The 22,408-nt window shown below is 36.2% G+C and carries 19 protein-coding genes and 1 pseudogene; 5 read left to right on the top strand and 15 right to left on the bottom strand.

All coding sequences use genetic code 11. The features are described from left to right. Positions 1–103, top strand: a 103-nt coding sequence (locus B9N71_RS11135) for an integrase core domain-containing protein (protein WP_167370106.1), incomplete at its 5' end; no start/stop codon positions are given. A 199-nt stretch (positions 104–302) separates the two neighbouring features. On the opposite strand, the gene B9N71_RS11130 is transcribed toward B9N71_RS11135, so the two are convergent. Continuing rightward, a complete protein-coding gene (locus B9N71_RS11130; protein ID WP_034915225.1) occupies positions 303–1,190 on the bottom strand; it encodes a LysR family transcriptional regulator in 888 nt (295 codons plus the stop codon). Between the two features lie 378 nt (positions 1,191–1,568). Between B9N71_RS11130 and B9N71_RS11125 the strand changes: the two genes are divergently transcribed. Together B9N71_RS11125 and B9N71_RS11120 are read left to right on the top strand one after the other, a co-directional pair. After that, the gene (locus tag B9N71_RS11125; RefSeq protein WP_085165989.1) at positions 1,569–1,805 is read left to right on the top strand and encodes a hypothetical protein; all 237 of its coding nucleotides are present in this window, start codon (positions 1,569–1,571) and stop codon (positions 1,803–1,805) included. Between the two features lie 251 nt (positions 1,806–2,056). Further along, positions 2,057–3,442, top strand: a complete 1,386-nt coding sequence (locus B9N71_RS11120) for an MFS transporter (RefSeq protein ID WP_085165988.1) — start codon at positions 2,057–2,059, stop codon at positions 3,440–3,442. Positions 3,443–3,759: 317 nt separating this feature from the next. On the opposite strand, the gene B9N71_RS11115 is transcribed toward B9N71_RS11120, so the two are convergent. Both B9N71_RS11115 and B9N71_RS11110 read right to left on the bottom strand, forming a co-directional pair. Then, positions 3,760–5,025, bottom strand: a complete 1,266-nt coding sequence (locus tag B9N71_RS11115; protein WP_085165987.1) for a Y-family DNA polymerase — start codon at positions 5,023–5,025, stop codon at positions 3,760–3,762. Further along, positions 5,022–5,471 (bottom strand): LexA family protein, encoded by a 450-nt coding sequence (locus tag B9N71_RS11110; protein WP_208610499.1) that lies wholly within the window; start codon positions 5,469–5,471, stop codon positions 5,022–5,024. Before B9N71_RS11110 ends, B9N71_RS11115 begins: the two co-directional genes overlap by 4 nt. A 1,247-nt stretch (positions 5,472–6,718) precedes the next feature. Between B9N71_RS11110 and B9N71_RS13100 the strand changes: the two genes are divergently transcribed. After that, positions 6,719–6,877 carry a hypothetical protein gene (locus B9N71_RS13100; protein WP_167370105.1) on the top strand — a complete coding sequence of 53 codons (159 nt, stop codon included), beginning with the start codon at positions 6,719–6,721 and terminating at the stop codon, positions 6,875–6,877. An 89-nt stretch (positions 6,878–6,966) separates the two neighbouring features. Next, positions 6,967–7,788, top strand: a complete 822-nt coding sequence (locus B9N71_RS11105; RefSeq protein WP_085165986.1) for a DUF3829 domain-containing protein — start codon at positions 6,967–6,969, stop codon at positions 7,786–7,788. Between the two features lie 177 nt (positions 7,789–7,965). Here B9N71_RS11105 and acuI read toward each other — a convergent pair whose 3' ends face one another. The 12 genes and pseudogenes from acuI to B9N71_RS13590 all read right to left on the bottom strand — a co-directional run bounded on the left by acuI (position 7,966) and on the right by B9N71_RS13590 (position 22,406). Further along, entirely contained in the window at positions 7,966–8,961 is a 996-nt protein-coding gene (gene acuI / locus B9N71_RS11100; protein WP_085165985.1) for an acrylyl-CoA reductase (NADPH), read from the bottom strand. Positions 8,962–9,170: 209 nt separating this feature from the next. Next, a pseudogene (gene sstT, locus B9N71_RS11095) lies at positions 9,171–10,407 on the bottom strand (serine/threonine transporter SstT). 185 nt (positions 10,408–10,592) lie between these two features. Then, positions 10,593–13,883 carry a hypothetical protein gene (locus tag B9N71_RS11090; protein ID WP_085165984.1) on the bottom strand — a complete coding sequence of 1,097 codons (3,291 nt, stop codon included), beginning with the start codon at positions 13,881–13,883 and terminating at the stop codon, positions 10,593–10,595. After that, a complete protein-coding gene (locus B9N71_RS11085) occupies positions 13,873–15,222 on the bottom strand; it encodes an SWIM zinc finger family protein (protein WP_208610496.1) in 1,350 nt (449 codons plus the stop codon). The genes B9N71_RS11090 and B9N71_RS11085 overlap by 11 nt, the downstream gene beginning before the upstream one ends. A gap of 133 nt (positions 15,223–15,355) precedes the next feature. Further along, positions 15,356–17,104: an acetyl/propionyl/methylcrotonyl-CoA carboxylase subunit alpha gene (locus tag B9N71_RS11080; RefSeq protein WP_085165982.1), complete on the bottom strand. Its 1,749-nt coding sequence runs from the start codon at positions 17,102–17,104 to the stop codon at positions 15,356–15,358. Further along, the gene (locus B9N71_RS11075; RefSeq protein WP_085165981.1) at positions 17,097–18,704 is read right to left on the bottom strand and encodes a 5-oxoprolinase subunit B/C family protein; all 1,608 of its coding nucleotides are present in this window, start codon (positions 18,702–18,704) and stop codon (positions 17,097–17,099) included. Before B9N71_RS11075 ends, B9N71_RS11080 begins: the two co-directional genes overlap by 8 nt. A gap of 157 nt (positions 18,705–18,861) precedes the next feature. Next, complete coding sequence (locus B9N71_RS11070) at positions 18,862–19,638, bottom strand: LamB/YcsF family protein (RefSeq protein WP_085165993.1); 777 nt, start codon at positions 19,636–19,638, stop codon at positions 18,862–18,864. A gap of 15 nt (positions 19,639–19,653) precedes the next feature. Continuing rightward, positions 19,654–20,889 (bottom strand): NRAMP family divalent metal transporter, encoded by a 1,236-nt coding sequence (locus B9N71_RS11065; protein ID WP_085165980.1) that lies wholly within the window; start codon positions 20,887–20,889, stop codon positions 19,654–19,656. Between the two features lie 309 nt (positions 20,890–21,198). Then, positions 21,199–21,648 (bottom strand): A24 family peptidase, encoded by a 450-nt coding sequence (locus B9N71_RS11060; protein ID WP_085165979.1) that lies wholly within the window; start codon positions 21,646–21,648, stop codon positions 21,199–21,201. A gap of 5 nt (positions 21,649–21,653) precedes the next feature. Next, positions 21,654–22,154: a hypothetical protein gene (locus B9N71_RS11055; protein ID WP_085165978.1), complete on the bottom strand. Its 501-nt coding sequence runs from the start codon at positions 22,152–22,154 to the stop codon at positions 21,654–21,656. A 59-nt stretch (positions 22,155–22,213) separates the two neighbouring features. After that, positions 22,214–22,351, bottom strand: a complete 138-nt coding sequence (locus B9N71_RS13095) for a hypothetical protein (RefSeq protein WP_167370104.1) — start codon at positions 22,349–22,351, stop codon at positions 22,214–22,216. Further along, positions 22,335–22,406, bottom strand: coding sequence for an RCC1-like domain-containing protein (locus tag B9N71_RS13590; RefSeq protein ID WP_370738314.1), 72 nt, complete (start codon positions 22,404–22,406; stop codon positions 22,335–22,337). Before B9N71_RS13590 ends, B9N71_RS13095 begins: the two co-directional genes overlap by 17 nt. Positions 22,407–22,408 lie beyond the last annotated feature (2 nt).

Here is a 22,408-nt window from a genome sequence, read left to right as displayed (position 1 = left end):
AATAACCGAAGAATGGTTAACGATTTATAATACCGAAAGACCGCATGAGGCATTAAATAACATGACACCGATTGAGTATAAAACACTAAAACAAGCAGCATGATTTTCTACGTGAGTTGTGTACTAAGTTTGGGGTATTTACAAATGTTATATTCTGAATTTGGATAATAGTATTGTGAGAGAAAGGGATTGTGTCAATAAGATACTCTCCCATTCCTTTAATATCTGAGCAATGTGGAACAGTTTGCGTGTTAAAATATTTCAATAGCATAGTCTGAGCTAGTATCATGCGTGCAGGTCAGTTAATAACCGATATCATGCAACCGAGGATCTTGGAATATTGATATCATCATATCAATGAATTTATCAGTATCCAAATAGGGACAATCAACACGGTAGATAAGCTCAATTTTAAAATCATTAAACTCTCTAGCTAGCTGATGAATTTTTATTTTGTTCTTAATTTCATTACTGATTGAGCAACGTAAGACCAGCGAGACCCCTTTGCCAGCGGCTATGTTTGAAAACAAAACAGGATAAGATCCACATTCAATTACTCGTTTAGGCGTAATGTTACCTTCATTAAACAGTACACTGAAATTGCGAGTTGATGTGGCACATTTTTTACTACTTAACAAAAAAACTTCCCCGTCTAGACTAGATATATTTGTGATTGGTAAATGATTTTTTTCTGTGACAATCACTAATTCGCTGGAAAGTAATGTGAAACATGTATGCCGTTTGTTAGAAAAGCCTGCTCCAATGATGACTGCATCAAATTCGTTTTTATCAAAAGCGTTGAGCAAACTGATCGTGTTTCCTATTGAAATATCGATGTTCCAACCCAACTCTTCACCAAAATCAATCAAAGCAGTAATTATATAGGGGGGTAAGCACTCAATTATTCCAATTCTTATGGTCAACTGACCATCTTTGGAGTAGGAAATGTTATTTTTACAATCATTCGCTAGGTTCAGCATTTTAAGTGCGTATTCATAAAGTATCTTACCCTGTGTAGTAGGTAGACATCCTTCGATTTTCCTATCTAATAATGTAACATCTAGCTTTTCCTCCAGACTTCGTATTCGATGAGAAATACTAGACTGCACTCGATTTAGGCGTTCTGCGGCTTGGGTTATATTCCCTGTGTCTACAACTGTTACGAACGCCAGAAGTTCATCTAGCTTCATTTTAACTCTCCTTCTAAGTGTTGAATAAATATTTCAACAATATTTTTAGTTATCAGAAGAGGGCTTTTGTAGGATAGTTGCAGCAAAAATAGTACTAGGCTAAAAATAAACCTTCATATCTAACAACTCTATTCCATGAGCTTGTCTCAACATAATATTATTAGGGTATCAATCTTTTCGATGTACATCACGATTTTATTCACTGGTTTTTTATTATTCTGAGAATTATGATTTTAGCATTAATATCGTTTGTCTATTCTATAACGTAATAGTGACACAATCAAATAGTTGCATGATAAACCGAATAGACTTTGATACGTTATCTAGTGTTAATTACAGCTAATTATTGAAACTTTCTACTCGTAAATAGGATAAAATATGGTGCACACTAAGTTTGATAGAGTAATGAATAATCTGGTTGATTATGCCTACGAGCAAACAACTTCTGATAATGATGCGATCCGCATGGCACATTTTTGTTTGTTAGATTCGATAGGGTGTGCGATAGCTGCCTCTTCTGATGCCGATTTTTCGAGATTGATGAATAGTGTGCAATTCAGCAAAAACAGTCAGGGCATTCCCATTATAGATAGATCTCTATGGCTAAGATCTTAGGAGGGATTACGGGTATGCTTCCGCTGATTAGTGAAAGTATGCACAATCTATTTTATGTCCTCACCGCTTACTGCTTTCTCAGAAATATTCGTATCAACGGTAGCAAGTAGGAATGGAAAGCTCCTCGTAATCCAGTAATAGCTAGGCCAGAAGAAGTATTGACTCTTGGAATGATGACCTTTCTCGAAAGCAAAAGTTTAGAGACAAAAATTCTTTGCGCATAATTTCATTATAATAAAGGACCTGTAAATATGTCGTTGGTAAGTAATAGCAGTATTCTTGAGCAAGGTTTTGATGTACCAAGGCGCTATTTTGCAGCTGCGGCCATTTTGATAGGGGTGCTAATGTCAGCATTAGATGGTTCCATTGTTAATATTGCATTACCCTCCATTGCTTGTACGTTACAAATTGATTCTGCATCTAGTATTTGGATTATCAACGGCTATCAGGTTGCCAGCGCAGCCACGATGCTAATTTGTGCATCGCTTGGATCGAGGATTGGTGAAAAGCGTTTTTATACAGCAGGTATGATTTTATTTACGCTCTCATCCTTAGGTTGTAGCCTTTCTCCAACCTTTAGTGCTCTGGTCACTATGCGGATACTACAAGGAATTAGTTACGCTGTAATGATTAGCGTTGGGTTGGGGCTGTACAGAGTTATATTTCCACCTTATAAGTTGGGGACAATATTTGGGCTAAATGCGATGGTATTTGCGGTGGGTACGGCTGTCGGCCCAGCATTAGGAGGAATTATTATTTCTTATTTATCTTGGCCATGGCTTTTTTATATCAACATTCCACTTGGAGGGGTTGCTATAATCTTTTCGTTTATCTCATTAGGGAAAGATAATGAAAATGAAAAAGGCTTTGATTTAGCAGGAGCAATTAGCTCGGCAGGAGCATTAGGCTTGATGGTGATTACAGTTGATCAAATTGGTAGCTGGGAAAATCATTCGTTGATATTTTGCGCAGTGGTTTCAACGATCTTATTTATCCTATTTATTGCTGTCCAGACTCGTTCAAAGCATCCTTTATTACCGCTTGATATATTTTGTTCACGCCGATACACTTTTGCGGTGCTCTCTTCCCTATCTATGTTTGTTGCTCAAGGAATTGCTTTGGTAAGCTTACCTTTTGTTTTACAACATACTTATAACTATTCTGTGCTAGAGTCTGCTTTTATCTTTTCACCTTGGCCACTAGCTGTAGCTTGTTGCGCACCTATTGCAGGAAGACTGTCAAACCGTTTTAATCCTACCCATATATCTACTATTGGCGTGATGTTTTTTTGTATAGGTTTAGGTTCATTAGCTTTGTTATCGGAAGCTGCAACAGTGAGTGACTTCTTGTGGCGAGTGGTCATTTGTGGCGTTGGTTATGGTTTTTTTCTCCCGCCAAATAATAAGGAAATGTTTAGCAATGTTTCAAAAAATCGAACAGTCACAGCGTCTGGAGTATTATCTACAGCCAGAACGACTGGGCAGTCAATCGGTGCTGCTTTGGTAGCTATGGTAATTGCGCTATTAAATGGATTAATGGAGAGTACCAACGCAGAATTTGGTGTATATATTTTTTCTATTGCTTGTGTGATTGCTGCAATATCATCAGTTGTTAGTACATTACGTCTACGTTGTTAAAAAAATTCAAGAGGTGATTAATTGTGTATATAAATTCCAAAGGTACTGTCAAATTAACTTTCTAATATGAGTTTAAATTTGATAACTAATTTTTTATTTATAATTTTGGGTGAAACTCGGGTAATAGAGACCATTCGGTAAATTGACATGTGACTAAAACTCGAAAGGTTTTAGCAGAGCACAAGCACCTTACACAATTGAAATGATCATAGATATTGCCAAATCGAGATAAGAATAATTGTGTTTGCTTTAATGACTTAAATTCAAGCATTTATATCGATAATATCATAGTTTTACTAAATCAAACTAAAAAATAATCATTTAACGATTAACAACTCTTCCCACCGAGTAGTATAACGCGGAGTCAGTAATTCACGTTTAATCTGCCAAGGGGCTTGCTTTCTTACGGTGCCTAATTGCACCGTATGTTTACCCATCTTCTGGTTGATGGCATCCAGTGCTTGCATCAACTTATCACTTTTTTGCTTTTGCTCTATATTATTGAACGTTTCAAATAACTCATACTGCGTATCGGTGTGCTTAACCTGTAAGTCAAGTAACACCACGCCGGCCTTCATAAACAAAAAACCTTGTTTATAAATAGCCTGCAATCCCTTTTGTGCGGCTTGAATAATGAGCCGTGAATCATCTGTAGGCAAATGCAGTGGAACCACGATAGAAGGATGATATTGCACGATATCCTCACGAAATCGATTAGTTTTTAAAAAGACCTGTACGGCACTAGTCACAGAACTTTGCTTTCTGAGCTTTTCAGCTCCTCGACTAGCATGAATGCGAATCGCTTCTTGCACATCAAATAGCTCACCAGTTAACTGACCAAAGCTACGCGAAACCATAATATTCTGTTTAGGAATAGATAAATCATCCAATTCGATACAAGGTGTACCTAGTAGCTCTAACACCGTCCGTTCAAGCATCACGGAAAATTGCTGTCTAATTTGTTTAGTGTTTGCTTGCCGCAAATCCCATGCAGTCTGGATGCCTAACGATTGTAGTTTCTCTGAAATACGCCTTCCAACACCCCACACTTTACTCACAGGAAACTGCTGCAAGACTCGACTCAATAAAGGTTTATTATTCGGTAAATAACAAACTCCTTGATAAGTGGGTTGTTTTTTAGCAACATAATTGGCTATTTTGGCTAAAGTTCGTGTTGACGCAATACCGATACTGACGGGGATACCTGTATCACGTTTGACTTTGGTTCTTATTGTTTGACAGTGCGAAATAACATCTGAGAACCCTGTTAAGGAAATAAAGGCTTCATCAATCGAATACAGTTCTACATCTGCTGTATAATCACGCACTGTATTAAAAACACGCTGACTCATATCACCGTATAGCTCATAATTAGAACTCAACAAGGTGATTTTTTTACGAACACTCGGGGAAATTTGATAAGCAGGCATACCCATCGGAACAAGTGGTTTCAACTCATTCGATCGCGCAATGACACAGCCGTCATTATTGGATAAAATACCAATCGGTTGTCCTTCAAGCTTAGGATTAAACACTCGCTCACAAGATGCGTAAAAATTATTACAATCCACTAACCCAATCACAAATAGCCACGACCTCTGAGAGAGTGGATCGTATGAATCACTACTCCCCAAATATGCACTTCTTTACCAGCTAATGAGATCGGTGGATAAAGCGCATTACCAGCTAATAAATGATATTGACCATTAATTACGCCAAGGCATTTACAGGTTAACTCTCCATCAATGGCTGCAATGACCACATCACCGACTACTGGTTCTAAAGAGCGATCAACAATTAATAAATCACCACTAAAAACACCATAATCCACCATTGAATCACCCATTGCCTTGATATAATAGGTCGCACTAGGGTGTTTGACTAAATGCTCAGTTAAATCGAGTTTCGCTTCTAAATAATCATCAGCTGGCGAAGGGAAACCAGCTCTAACTGGTATATCCACCAACGGTAGTTGATTAATAATAGATGTATCAACACAGCCAAGCACAATACAACTGAATTTGTGCAAGAAAATACTCCTAAAAACTAAACGAAAGAACATCACCACTGTTTTTTTAGTTATCGTGGCAAAAAACGAACATGGATAAATATACAGCATATAATGCGAACTTCAACAGATTTTAGTGTAAAAAAATATAAAAGTGTAAATAAAGCACTATGTGAATAAGTTAGCTTGATAGTGTCAAATCAAGGAATAAAATTGGATATATCAAAGCGATTAATACAGAGTGTAATAACTTTTTTAGTTTAGACAACGTGCTACACTATCTACAAGAGCAACTTTTGAATCAATTAATAAGGTCAACTGGACATGAAAAATAGACTATTTATTTTAATATTGTATTTTAATTTTTCTATTATTATGACTGTAAAGGCTGAAATGATGAATCCTAATGTAAACACGAACCATTGAACAACATTTGCAAGATGATAACCGTTTAGTGGAGTATAAGTTTTATAGCACTATTACAAAAAGAATTAGTTAATAAAAAAGCTTTCTTCCAGCTAAAAGACCTAGAGAGCAATTAATCCTAACAATTGAGTTGCTCGAATTTTACTTTTTCTGCGCTTCCTCCATCTTCTTTCATTATAAATCAATAAACTACAATTTAAAAAAATATAAATTCAATTTTATCAAAAAATAACTGTCACTAATTTGACTAAAAATTATAGTTAACCTTACAACCATTTAAGCGCTGAAATGTGCTGTTAAATATTGAATACCACAACTTCTATAAAATATAAAACACTAAAACAAACAGCGTAAGCGTAATTTTCCAGATAAGCACTATAGGGTATTTACAAAAATATTCACTTTTTAGATTATATTTTTGTAAACAGATTCAGGAGTCAATATCATTTGATAATTAAAACTTCTCAGAATCCTTCTTAGTAAAGCGTGTGATCACCATCATATCAATTAAAAACTCACGAAACAGGTATTCCTCAAATAAATGGGTTAATCAAAAAAATAATACATACCTTAATGGAATGATCAGCAAATAGTTCACCATTCAAAGATAAAAAACAAAAGGTTAAATAATTTCCAACAAAATACCTTATGAGTTTTTAAAAAATCATTTTAACCATGAAATATAAGCAACTCGGTGTTTTCCTACAATATAAGACTTATTACAAAATTAAGCCCCAATATCACAATTTTTATTTCATTTCATATTTTATTAGAAATAATCTTTAAAAGATAATAAAGTATTAATTCAATGAATTTAGAACACAAAAATGAAGGGATAAACAATGAAAAAAAATTTTTTAACCGTATTGATTGCTGGATTTTTGATGATTGGCTGTGATGACAAACCAACTGAAAACAAACGCAACAACCAACAGCAGCTTCAGAAGTTAAATCTTCTAAGTCTAAAACTACTGAAGATGTTTCACGGCAATTTGCACTGAAAGCACGTAAAGGTAACATATGGCTAGAGATTTTTAATGCTAATGTCTCCCAAGCTGCAGATAAATTAAGAGGGAATGGACATGGCAGGATGACTTCTTCTCTTTATCATCTTGATAGCAGTGTTGAGGGTTTTTTAAGAGGTATCAGTGATAAAAACGGTAAAATTGATGTCAATTATGTGAAAAAAAATCCAACGAAACTTTTTATCGGTTATCACCCAGGACCAAAAGAGCTTGATGAATATAAACAATTGATTACTGAGTTATTAGCATTTAAACCAGAGTTACCCGAACTTGATGCCGCAGGCAAAGCATTAAGTGATAAATATATTGAAATAGGATTAGCTTATGATCAGATAGCTAAATATTATTTAGATAATGAGTATAAATTGGATGACTTTGCCAAATTACCTGAACTGTTAAATAATTTGAACACGCTTTATAACCAATATATTGAAGCAAAAAGTGTGGCTTTAGCGGCTTATGGTAAATTATACAAAGAAATCCATGCATTTCAAAAATCAGAAATAAAAAACAAAGGGTTAACACTTAACTACAATTGCATGGAAATCATGGATTTATCTGAAGATGTTATCGATTTAATCAATGAAAGCTTTAACGAAGACAACCAGTTTAAAAATCTCGATAAATCAGCCCTTGAACAAAAAATTCAACAAATAGAATCCATAGCCAATGAATTAATGACGAATAAAGGCAAAAATAAATTGATTAAACAACAAGGTTTAAACGATATGTATTATGACGGTTTTGTTGATCGTTTACCTAGATTGATTAATCAAATGAAAGTAGTTTTAAAAAATTTACAGACCAATACTGTAGAAAGAGAAGTTGATTCTTTGAATGAGGAACTTAAAAGTGTAATTAATGGCTATAATCAAGTAATCAATTAAAAATAGATAAACATCGTTTCATTGCTAACATTTTAGTCATTATCAATGACAATAAATAGTGGTATAAATAAAAGCGGTGTAAATATTACATCGCTTTTTTTTTAACTTTATAGCAAATGAGTAGGACAAGTAATTAACAGTAATTATCAAAATACTACTGTTTAGTCAAACCTAGATTCATTTGTTTACATCAACAACAAAACGCCCTTTTATTTGCCCTGCAATCATTTTATTTGCCACCTCAACACAATCATTTAGTGTGATTGTATTACTAATATGAGATAACACTTTTTCATCCAGATTGTGTGCCAATAAATTCCATGCTGCCACACGTTTATCATAATTTGCCATCACACTATCCACCCCAGCTAACGAAACACCTCTTAAAATAAACGGCGCAACCGTTGCTGGTAAGTCCATGCCTTGAGCAAGACCACAACACGCCACAATTCCGCCATATCGAGTTTGGGCACAAGCATTTGCTAAAGTGTGCGAACCAACCGCATCGACAACAGCTGACCACAGTTCTTTTTGTAATGGTTTACCCGTTTCTTTTAAGGTTTGACCATCAATAATATTAACTGCACCAAGTTGTCGTAAATAATGATCTTCTTCAATTTTACTCGTTGATGCGGTGACTTGATAACCAAGTTTAGTAAGTAATGCAACGGCAATTGAGCCAACTCCACCACTAGCACCTGTTACCAAAACCATACCATCTTGTGGTTTTACACCTAAATCAACAATACGTTGGACACAAAGGCCTGCTGTATAACCTGCTGTACCAATTGCCATTGCTTGATAATTTGTAAGTTTGTTGGGCAAGGGTATTAGCCAATCAGATTTTAAATAAGCATATTGTGACAAACATCCCCAATGAGTCTCGCCACACCCCCATCCATTTAATATAACTATATCGCCTTTTTGATAACGACCACTACGACACTCTAGCACAATACCAACACCATCAATACCTGGTACCATTGGCCACTGTCTAACAACAGGACTTTTATTAGTTAAAGCTAGCGCATCTTTATAGTTAATACTTGAATAGGTTATTTGGATTAAGGTATCACCTTCTTGCGCTAATAACTGCTGTTTACTAATACTCTTTAAGGAGCATGAAAACCCCGTTTTTTCTTCTTTCGATAAAACAATGGCATTAAATGACATAGTGTCTCCTCATCACATATAGTATCGGAACATCTAAATAATATAATAATCCACTTAAATATTAGATGTTTTTTTAATAATAAAGAGTCATTCGAGAAAAAGCAATGTGATATGTTTGGTTGTGAGGGATAAATAAAAACTGAGCTGATAATAACAAATTACCATGCTCAGTTATAAATCAGAGTTACCAATTAAATAGGCTTGAATACTTAATTTTTAGTCGTATTATTTTTCTTCTTCTGCGCGGCTGATGAAACCGCACCAATAAACACAACATCACTTGATGAGTTCAATGCGGTTTCAACCGAATCTTGAATAACGCCAATTGCAATTCCAATGTCAATCACTTTGGCTGAAATTTCGTTAGGTATACCAAACATACTACATGCGACAGGAATAAGCAGTAACGATCCACCCGCAATCCCTGATGCCCCACAAGCACATACTGAAGTTACAATACAAAGTAATACCGCAGAATAGATATCAACATGTATACCAGCACTAGCTGGCATTGAGTTGACGGTGGCTAGAGTTAAAACTGTTATAGTAACGGCAGCTCCTGACATATTAATTGCAGCACCTAGCGGTACAGCAACAGTATAGGTGTCTTCATCCATGTTATATTTTTTACAGATTTCAATATTCACTGGAATATTAGCCGCAGAGCTACGCGTAAAGAAAGCAGGTATAGCACTTTCTTTTAAAGAGGTAAACACTAGCTGATAAGGGTTTTTTCGCATAACTAAATAGGCAAGTAATGGATTGATAACTAATGCAACAATTAACATACAAGAAACTAATACAACCAATAAATGGGCATACTTGTACAGTTCATCAAAACCTGTTTCGGCTAATATTGAAGCGACAAGTCCAAATATACCCAAAGGGGCAAATCGGATAATAACTCTTACAATAAAAGAAATAGCATAAGACAGATCATTCATCATTGTTTTAGAACTTTGGCTAGAGTGTCTTAATGCCAAACCGATACCAACACACCAAATGATAAGACCAATATAGTTTGCATTAATTAGTGCATTTATCGGATTGTCGATCATTTTTTCTAATAAGGTTTTTAAAACAGCAGCAATACCACTAGGCGGTGTAAGTTCAAGGTTATTTAACGTATCACCAAATGAAACTAGCAATGGTTGCTAATAGTGCAGCTAACATCATTCCAACAAGATAAAGGGTAATTAACGATCTCATATTCGCCTGTTTACCATGCTGATGGTTGGATATTGATGCAATCACTAAAATGAGCACAAGTATAGGAGCTACCGATTTTAAGGCATTAATAAATAGTCCACCTATAAGAGACATTCCTAATGCGGTATCTTTCGATACTGCGGCGAGAATAATACCAAATATTAAGCCCAATAAAATCTGCGGTATCAACCCTACTTTTAAGTAAAAACGAACCAACGGATGAGAAGAATGAGTCATAATATTCCTTGTTTATTAAAATAAAGGCAAAACAATAACATAATTCAACATTATGTTTATAGAAAATAATCATCATCATAATGTTTTTTTATATATCACTTTACATAATGATTAAATTTAATTTTCATTGCTTTTATATTAGACATATTTTAGGTGTTCTAATCAATTTTCAAAAAATAACTATCTTACATAAGTAATTCAAGTAATTGTTTTGCTTTGTTTACTGCCACTGATTTTGCTTTTGCTTGGGCAATATCCGCTAATCCTTGCCATTGAGAATCAAGTTCAGTTAGATAACCGCGCCTAGTTGCCTCTTTCAAATAAGGGGCATAGGTTAATGACATATCTAAAATCCGATTGATCCAAGCAGGTATTTTTTCACCTTGTTTTACTAGATTTCCAACAAACTTAATGCATTCAATTAATACTGGACAAAATATTGGCAATAAACTTGGCTTTTTTTCTAGTAATCGAATTAATTTAGCTGGGCTTAAATCAGGATAATCGAGAAACAACATAATAGCTTTACGCATGGTATCTGCATCAATGATTCCTTTTTTAACATTTTTTTCAAAAATAAAATTTGCTTTATAAGTATTACTGTCTTGAGCCAACAATCCGATAATCACTGTCACTAACGATTTTGAAAAAATCAGATTATCTATACTTGATAATGGCCCATCGTTATTTTCTTGCCAATTACGTGTTTTCTCAACATCAAGTAACTGTTTGTTAATACACCAATGTAACCAAACTCTTGATTGAAAATTAGGTATAACTTGTTGATCTTTTGATAATGGAGGGTAAGCTTCGCATTGGAATTCGTATTCTAAATCATAATACCAATCATTTTTTACTATGTGGAAAACTTGATTAGACACATTGGGTAGTTTTAAAGTAAACATTAGTGATTTAGCCAATGCTTTAGAAAATCGTGATGATTGATCTATTACAGGCTTACTAATAGTAATTGAAACATTATCTTCAGGCACAACTTTAGCCTTTTGCGGTTTTGACCATACTTGGTCAAAATCATCAGGAGCTCGCATCGATACGTCTTGTTTTAAAGGGGCGATTTTAGGTAGTTTTTCAACTATGGCTTTTGCTTTCTTAATCGCATTAGCACTACCTTCTTTACTGGCTAACATTCTGATGCCAAGTAATTGCAATTGATTGGCATCGGCTATGCCTTGATCGACAGCATATTGAACTTCTGGTAAAAACTCAGCTATCGCATCAACAGTTTCAAGCGTGCCAGATAACAGTCTTGGTGCTTTACATGATGCGATAATTAATTGATCCAAAATAGGCCAAACCACCGAAAGAATGCCTTGTTTTGCAATATCGGTTAATACTGACACCAAACTAGCTATACGACAAGGAACCTGACTAAATCGCTCCAGTAACAAAATATCCGCCACACCTGGAATAAGCAAACCTCTTTGCCATGCATCGTTTACTGCTTGAGCCATATTGCTAGCCACATAAGGCGAATTAGCGCGTTGCATAGCTAACAATGCCATTGCAGAACGTGAATCAAAAGGAGAACGCCTGTTAACAATTTGCTGGAACTCAAAACCTTGATGGTAATATGTAGCCCAATCAATATCTGACGGTATTGCACTATCGTTCCATAACGGGAAAATAGCAAGAATTTTTGTAAACCCGTTATTTCCAATACGTTTAGGAAAATAATTTAATGATTGTGGTAAAGACAGTACGTCTTCAATATAAGTATTTAACGCTAATTTAGGTTCGATTAATGGATCGTCCAGATACTGTAATACTAAAGAGCCTGCATCAATTGGCATTTTTTGTCCTGATTGCAAAACGACTGCAACATTTAACTTCTTGAGTTTTTCTATCGTTGATGATGTTTTTGTCGAAACATCAAGACGAGTCAAGGCTAAAAACAGATCCGCCTCTAATGCATCAATTTTCAACTGTTGATAAATCGCTAATCGTTGACTAAGATCATCCACTGTTATTGAAAGATCACTCATGCTTGGTGTCGACAGTAAACAAGGTATTTTGCCTAAATTTTTACAAACAATATAATCGCGTGCTGTTAATAAATCAGACAAATATTTATGATACGGAATCTCTTCGCCTTTACGCCAATAAAATAGAAAACCAAGAAGCTGATCAACCCGTAATTTTATACCCGCTAAACTCGCTTTTGCTGCTTGAGGATCGTGATAAGCAATAATATTAGCTACAGCTAAAAATCTTTCCGTCACACTATCATGACCAGATATGTTTCTTTTTACTAATTCAGAGGCTAACTCAGTTAATACATCAGGGGAAATAGGCTCTAATTCAAAAGGCGGCAATTGCCAAAGTGGCGGTGTTGGTTGCCAAAGTTGTTGTAATTCGGAGGAATTAGATTGTACGGTATGATCATCAAGATGCCACTGTGTAATTAGCTTGCTAGTTAAAGCCACAATTGATTCATCAGTTTGGTCAAGTAATAGGTTTAACAAAGGCATAAACAAATCAGTATTTTGGGGCGCTTTGCGATTTAGGGCTATCTTTAACACTAATTTTTTGACCGATTTTATTTTAGATGATAAACATGCCGTCATCACTTCGATTAATAATTCATCATCAACAAAGGGAATTAAAACAGGTGCTAATCGATTAATTATTGCAGATTCACCCATGGCTAGTAATGGAATTAAAGCAGGTACTCGCTGGCACAATTCAGCATCGGTAATACCTAAATCATAAAGTGTATCTAGCCATACTTTACGATCTATAGGACGAATAGCGATATCTAAAGCTAAAAAAAGTAACTCTTTTGCTTGCTCTCGGTCAAGCCAACCTAATGTTACCCCCAAGCAAAACACCTCGATAAATGATCGTGTAGCAGGTGTATTTATCGCTATAGCAATATGAATATGTTCGATAAATCGACGCTGACATTGAGCTATATTTGGAGGAATTTTATCGTAAAAAGGGTTGACAACATCTGCATCATGAGTAGCAACTGAAAAATGCTTTACAACATCATCACCACGCATAGCAACCGCCGCATACAACGTCCAACCGCCGATATAATTCTGATTTTTAGGAATAACCAAATTTAAACGATCAACCAACTGCACAGCAAGATCTGTTGGTGCAGATGCTTGTTGCACAAAATTTTGTGCGTAATTTTCACCTCGTTCAATAATAACCGGCAATAACAAAGATGAATAAGTATAATGAGCAAGTTTTAACGCTCGGCTCACTGATACCCCAATCCGAATGGCGTACAAAGCTAAATATGCTTTATTACACTTAACATAATCTTGCCATTGAAAAGCGTTACCAACTTTGACATAGTCACCCCATTTGCCATTTTTTAATCCTAAAAGTGCAATCTTTTGCTGCTCTTTGCTACCTAGCGGTTGTTGTAAAATATTGTCAGCTGTGACATTGTTCCAATTCAAAGAAGTAAAAATCGCTTCGGCTTTCGCTAAGTTAGCATTCATAAATATTTTCCTTAATTTGTACTGCTAAAATATGTTTACATGGTCCTTTTTTGAGTTGATGATTCAGATACCATGAGCAAGTACATTGTGATGTCATTTTACTATTCTGCCTAACAAAACGGACACGATAGTCTTCGTTATTCGAGTGAACCATCCATGTGTTTTCATCAACCCGATCAATACATTCAATCAATTTATAGGCCGATTTTAAACGCGGATTATCTTTGATAAGTCGATTAGGATCTTCAGGCAATTGACGATGAAAATAGCCATTCTGGTGTACATCAAAACCCAACTTACCTGAAACAGCTAGATACGCCAGCGAACTATTAATGCGCTGAGTATCTAAACCTGTTTTTATCGCTAGCTGAGTCAGATCGATCAGCGAATCAAATTGTAAAATAGATTGAACAAGTTGAGCATTTTGTAATTGCTGTTTTGGTGCAAGCAGCTCAAGTAAGGCACCTTCGCCAGAATAGCCTTGCCATGGCTGTGCAGTTAAGCTCAAAGTAAGTCTTGCACCGTCGAGTTCAACTTCAACCATGCAGGGTCCTTGTTCGCCACTTGCTAGCTGATAAAAAGTTAAACGCTTAATATTGGTCGTTAATCGCTTAAGTGCACTTAACCGATGTAGCCCAGAAATATACACACTATCGAGACCGCCTTGAGCCATCAATTTAATACCAGTATTAGATGGCACTAGCCAGCTTGATTGATGTTTACTAGTCACGGTTGGCAATCCTGCAATAAAGGTTTGTGCTTGTATTCCCGTTACCGTAAAAACAGCGACCATTTTGGTATGAATTTCAGCTACATTACCAAGTGCTCGAATCCACCTATCTGGCATTGCAACAGGGCGCTCAATAATGGCCTTTATTCCAATTACATCTTCATCTTGTTTTTGGATATGGTGCGTTGCCAAACCTTGATTGCCAATATTGAGATAAAGTTTATCTTTATAATTAACCTGAGTTAGCGCTTGCCTTAAGCTAATACCAATATCTACATTGGTTGTGCCTCGTAAAATTTGTCCATCAAACCCTTGTTGTAACAAATCTAAACGAGCATAAACACTATTGCAGGCAGAAAAAACCTCTGCTCTTAATTGATTCCCTTGTGCAGATAAAATAGGATCACGAAAAGCTACCGGCACTGGTTTAAAATATCGGGTCGCAGTAATATCAGCTAGAACCAGTAAAGATCTAGCAAGAATTTGTGGGTAAAGAGCATAACCAGCAAAAAATTGAGGGTTGTCAATAATTCCATCTGGTGTTAAGGCTGGCGATAACGCTAAGGCTAATGCGCCATTAGTGAGTTTTGATTGCTGAGAAAACTTCAATATAAATCATCCTAACACATTAAAAATAGACAAAATATCATGCTCATGAGTATAAAATAAGCAAAATATATTGTCTATATTTGATGTTTTTTTGCTATTTTGATGAAAAACATTCTTGTTTTATCAGCGTTATCTAAATGATTTCTGCAACAGGTGATCCTGCATTAACATAATTGCCTTCTTTGAGTATTTGTTTTAGCACACCATTTCGATGTGCAATAACTTGAACTTCCATTTTCATGGCTTCCATAATAGCAATGACATCGCCTGCGTTTACGCTTTGATTATCATTGATCACCCATTTAAAAAGACTACCAGAAACAGGTGACTGGACAATCAATTCAGATAATTCTTCTTTCACGCTTGAGGATGTATCTAAATTAGCTTCCGTTTGCAAGGATAACCCTGCAAGGAGTTGTGCAGGTAAACCGAGTTTACAACGTTTACCGTCAATCTCAATAAATGTGCGTGTCAACGCTGCTTCTTTTTGTGGTATTTGCCTTTTGGCTGGTGCTATTGTTGTAGTAAATTCAGTTTCAATCCAACGTGTATGTAATTTAAAATCATCACAAAAATCAGAATGTTCAATAACCGCACGAGCAAATGGCAACACACTAGCTACCCCTTCAATAGAAAACTCAGCCAAAGCACGGCGAGCTCTAGCAATGGCATGTTGTCGATTATTACCAACAATAATCAATTTTGCCATAAGGGAATCAAACGTTGCTGGAATTGTTGAACCAGCCATCACCCCACTGTCTATGCGTACACCAGGACCGGTTGGTACATCAAAACGTGTAATAGTACCAGCTACAGGTAAAAAACCGTTAGCTGTGTCTTCAGCATTGATACGAAATTCAATGGCATGAGCTCTAGGTGCAGGTGTTTCATCTATACTCAGAGGTAAACCTTGGGCAATACGCAGTTGCTCAATAACAAGATCGACGCCTGTAGTTTCTTCTGTTACTGGGTGTTCAACTTGTAATCTCGTATTAACTTCTAAAAAAGATAACTTACCATCTTGGCTAAGTAAAAACTCAACTGTCCCTACGCCTACATAGTTTGCTTTAGCGCAAATATCAATCGAAGATTGAATAATTTGCTGTACTAATTGATCTGTTATAAAAGGTGCAGGAGACTCTTCAATTAATTTTTGATTACGTCGTTGTAATGAACAGTCACGTGTACCAACGACAACAATATTACCTAATGTATCAGCAATAACTTGTGCTTCAACATGCCGAGGATTATGCAAAAATTGTTCAATAAAACACTCACCTCGCCCAAAAGCAGTTGTAGCTTCACGAACTGCGGAATGATAAAGTTCTTCTACTTCGTCCATTTGCCAGGCTACTTTTAAACCTCGACCACCGCCACCAAATGCGGCTTTAATAGCAATTGGTAAACCATGGGCATGCGCAAACTCAATAACCTCTTTGGCATCTTTTACAGGCTCTTTTGTACCAACAACCAAAGGAGCTCCCACTTGCAACGCAAGCTGTCTTGCTTTGACTTTATCACCCAATATTTCAATTGTTTCAGGGGTAGGGCCTACCCAAATTAAGTCTGCATCTTGTACTGCTCTAGCAAATTCAACACGTTCAGATAAAAAACCATAACCTGGATGAACCATGGTGGCTCCTGATTTTTTAGCTATTGTGATAATTTTATCAATATCTAAATATGTATCGCTAGGTACATTGCCTGTTAATCCATAAGCTTCATCAGCCATTTGTACATGAAGTGCATCAATATCAGCATCGGCATAAATTGCAACAGATAACAAGCCTATATCACGGCAAGCGCGAATAATACGTACAGCAATTTCACCTCGATTAGCTATCAATACTTTATGTGTTATATTTTTATTATTTTCAGACATGATCAACATCACTCCCTTCAAATTCTTTAAACATCCCTATAGGATTAAACTTTATTTTAGCATTGACTGGAATTTGACCTGCTAAATCTAAATGATAATTACATACTGCGCCAATAACAGGATAACCTCCTGTTAAAGGGTGATCATTCAAAAATAATACAGGTTGTCCATTAGCTGGTATTTGTATTGCTCCAATACAGGTACCTTCACTAGGTAATTCTTGTTGTTTTTCACGAATTAACGGTTCCTTGCCAGATAAACGCAAGCCAATACGGTTAGAAGCTGGAGTAACCGACCACAACTGTGAAGTAAGAAGCGCTATCGATTGCTGAGTAAACCAATCGGTACGTGGTCCAAGCACAATATCTAACACTACTATATCATCACTAGTTGGGTAATTAATCATAGGAGTTTCTGATAATGATACTGGATTTAACGTTTTTGCTTGCTTAATCGCCAACATTTGACCCGATTTTAGTGGTAAGGGCCCAACTTGTGCAAGCGTATCAAAAGCACAGCTGGTTAAAATAGGTGTTACTTGAAAACCGCCACGCACAGCAAAATAACTACGAACGCCACATTTTACATTACCTAAACGGATAATATCACCTGCTTCTAATTGAATTGGCCGATACATAGGAGAAGTATAGGTTTCACCTTGGATGGTGGTTATTGTGATCTCACATATAGAGCCCGTCACAGCAACTAACATTGGTCTGTTTATTTGGGCGCTAAAACCACCTTGGGTAATTTCTAACGCTGGTTCATTAATTGAGTTACCTAACACGCGGTTGGCACTGTGTAATGCGTTTTTATCCATCGCTCCCGATTCAGAAATGCCTAACGCCGCCTGCCCAATTCGGCCATTGTCTTGAAACAATGTTTGCAACCCTGTCGTTAATACTGTTATATCTTGTTGCTCAACAAGATCATCTTGTTTTTTAGCTGCTGATAAATGAGCAGGTAAATGATAAGTTGTTTTCGATTGGCTCACATCAATAAAATTAACCCGAGTACCAGGTTTGAACAGCGCTGGCTCATCACGATAAATATCCCAAACTGCCGTATCTGTAATGCCAATCAATTGCCAACCACCAGGGCTTGCTTGTGGGTAAACACTACTAAATTCCCCTGCCAAAGCAACCGATCCTGCTGGAATGCGGACTCGTGGCGAACTTCGACGTGGCACATTAAGCTGAGCCGTTTTAGATACCATATAAGCAAATCCAGGAGCAAAGCCACAAAAAGCCACTTGATACTCATTATCAGTGTGCCTTGCAATGACTTCGGCAACCGTTATGCCAAGATAATCTGCCACTTGAGGTAAATCTTCACCATTATAGCGAACAGGTATTGTTACCTGTTCGCCTGATTGCATAACGCTTGCCGAAATATCTAATTGAGCAATCTGCTCAGCAAGTATATTAGCATTGGTTACAATGGGGTTATAACGGATTAATAGGGTTCGTGCCGCTGGAATTATTTCATTGATATGCCAATTAGCAATAACACCTTGAAGCACATCAGTAAGCGCCATGGTTTGCTCAAGGCTGTTTAATTCTACGATAAACGCATCGATATTAACGGGTAAAAATCGCATTAAGTACCTCGAAATATGATCAACATCCAATCACTAACAATACATATTTTACATTGTTTTGTCATATTAAAGACCAAGTTTATAGCCCACTTGGTAACGTGTTGTCTAATCATATTTTTTTATTAATTTAATTAACTTTTTCAAAACGTTAACTAATTTAGTTATTATTACTTTTAGCAAACGAGGCAATATGAATGCCATTTTGTTGTAGTTTTTGTCGTACTTTTTGTGCCATGCCTAAAGCACCTGCACTATCGCCATGGACACAAATTGATCCTGCCTCAATACGCACAAATTGCCCTTCGATAGACATCACGCCACCATCATTAACCAATTGCAACATGCGTTCGGCAACTAAATCAGGATCATGCAATACCGCTCCAACCTCTTTACGAGAAACTAAAGTACCATCAGCATGATAAGCTCTATCAGCAAAAGCCTCAGCAACTACGTTTAAACCCTTTTCTTTAGCCCATTCAATCAGTTTTGAGCCAGCAAGCGCAACCAAAATAAGCGTGGGATCAACAAGACAAAGCGCATCAATCACCGCCATTGCTTGACGTTTATCGTGTGCAATAGTGTTATATAATGCGCCATGTGGTTTAACGTAACTCACTTTGGTACCGATTGATGTGGCTAATCCTTTAAGTGCGCCAATTTGATAAATCACATCAGCGGTTAACTCATCAGTTGCAACATCCATATTACGACGACCAAATCCCACTAAATCAGGGTAACCAACATGAGCACCCACTTGGACATTATTGGCTTTAGCGGCATTCAACGTTTTTAAAATGCCAGCAGGCGAACCTGCATGAAATCCACAAGCGACATTGGCACTGCTAACAACATTTAGCATTGCTTCATCATTACCCATTTGCCATTGACCAAAGCTCTCGCCAAGGTCACTATTTAAATCAATACATTTGGTGATTATCATATTGCCCTTCTATTTTAGATAGTTAAAAATAGTCGCGACCGACATTATGCCCATATACCAAGTAATTGCGCACACAACCACGCCTGAAAGTAATAACCATCTTGGATAATGATATCCAGACATAAGATCAGCACGTCTCCAGCCAATATAAACAAAAATAGTTAACCCAAGCGGTAAAACTAAACCATTAAAACCACCAGCAAAGACTAATAATGATACTGGTGCAGTCCCCATAATTAAATAAATTGCAAGCGAAACAACAATAAAAATAATGGTAGCAAACTGACGTTGTCTGTCTGTAATAGTACGTTTAAACGGAGTAATAAACGTCATTGAAGTATAAGCTGCCCCAATAACACTAGTGATGGCTGCTGCCCATAAAATCAAACCAAAAAGGCGCAATCCAAACTCTCCCAAAGCCGCTTGAAATGCTTGCGATGCAGGGTTAGCAGCATAACTTGAAATATCAATTGTCACACCACTTGCAACCACACCTAAAATCGCTAAAAATAAAATGTAACGCATTAAACCAACAACGACAATTCCTTTTGTGGCTGCGCCTGAAACATAATCAATATGCTCTACACCAACCATACCTTTATCAAGTAAACGGTGAGCGCCTGCGTAAGAAATATAACCGCCAACGGTTCCACCAACAATAGTTGTGATTGAAGCAAAATTGATATCGCTCGGAAACACGGTTTCTTTTAACGCTTCACCAACTGGAGGGTGCGATGCAAACACCACAAATAACGTTAAAACAATCATTAGCAAACCAAAACCAATCATCAAACGATCTATAAAATGACTCGCTTTACGGGAAGAAAATATGTAAACCGCTAAAAGTGCACTAATTGCCCCTCCCCATTTAGGATCAAGGCCAACCAATGCATTTAAACCTAAACCTGCACCAGCTATATTACCAATATTAAATACTAATCCACCAAATATAATTAACACCGCTAGCAAATAACCACTAAATGGAATGGTTGCATTAGATATATCTGAAGAGTTCATTTTGGTTAATGCTACAATTCGCCAAATATTTTGCTGAACAACAAAATCGATAATAATAGAGGCTAAAATACCAAAGCCAAAAGCAGTACCAAGCGTAACGGTGAAGGTAGCGGTTTGAGTAATGAAGCCTGGGCCAATTGCCGATGTTGCCATTAAAAAAATAGCACTGATTAATGAAGCACGCCGATTTTTAACAAAAGCAACAGTACTACTGCTATGATTTTCCATACGGATGTTTCCTCTAAATATTTATAATTACAAATCTATCCAAAGTTATTTATAAGCAATAACTATGCCATAACTTAAACAAAGTTTGATAAATGTTAGTTAATATAATTACTGTTTTTTGAGCAAAAAACTAATTAAAAATAATTATGGATCGACTACACTAATTCATACAACTTTTTTAAGGAATAACAGTTATTAAGTGTTTGCAGGTTAAAAAAGAGTTTCCCACCCGCCTTATTGAGGATGGGAAACATTGATATTTATTATAAAAATGCGATTATATTTAAGATGTTAACTATAAGTTAATTATTACAGTATAACCTCAAATAAGGTTATTGATGTTAAAAAATAGCTACCACTAATGGCAAGCCCATAAGGCAATGTAACAGAATTTTTTTTGAAGGATCTGTATATTATTGCAATAATTGCCATTGGTAACCCCAAAAAGGTAATAACGACTAAGAAAAACGGCACACTATTTATTGGAATAGAGATCAAAAGAACAGTAATTAATTTTATATCTCCAGCACCAACAAGTCGGCAATAAAACATGAATAGACCGCAAATTAAAAATATAGCTGATGCAATATAATCTAGATGCCCTTTGCCAAGGGCAAAATTCAAAATAACTAAAATGAATATTATTATAACAATTTTATTTGAGATAGTTCGATATTTTAAATCCGTATAACATGAAAATAACAAACATGCCCAAATAGCTAGAATAATAATATCATTAATTAATTCTTGATTAACCATTAGTATCACTGTCCTGGAACAAAATCTTCACCATAAACTTTTTTCATCTCATCTGTAACAAATTTTAATTCTACTCCTGGCCAATTAACGACAAGAGGAGCTTTACCTTTAGGATCATATTTAAAATGATTATTCCATCCAACGCCAAAAGCTTTCCCTTCATCATTCCAATAGATTATACTCTCTTTACCACCATCAAATTTAGTCAAATTACCAATAACTTCCCTTTTCAAGGGTTTATAACCATACATTATCTGCCAAAGGGAACCATTTTCTACACCTGCAGCAAGTGTTACTCCCCACGTAAATAATTCATTATCATTAATGACCGCAACACATCCCCCAAATCGACAATAAAGCGTATTAACATCATCCATAACAAACTGGGGAATAGGGACACTTACTTTATAGCTCTTTCCATTTACATCATCAAGATACAATCCAGGTTCATATAGTGTACCATCCAAATAACCAAATTCAATACCGAGATGATTAGCATCTCCCATAGCGTACACCTCGCCTTCCGAAGTTAAAAAAGCAGTGTAACGGTTTCCTCCCCTAATAGTTATATATCCTCACCACTAATATAAGGGGGAAGATTAGTAATTTGCACTGGGTGGTACGTCTGGTAAACATGTACTGGTAGTTCCTGTACACTATATCTAAACCGATATTGATTTGATTCATCATCTCCCCCAAGCATAAACCTCTCCACTCCGGGTTAAAACAAAAGAAGTATATTCTCCAGCTTCTGTCATGA

The organism is Gilliamella bombi (assembly GCF_900103255.1).
Classification (GTDB): Bacteria; Pseudomonadota; Gammaproteobacteria; order Enterobacterales; family Orbaceae; genus Gilliamella; species Gilliamella bombi.
This window is presented reverse-complemented; position numbering and strand designations above follow the sequence as displayed.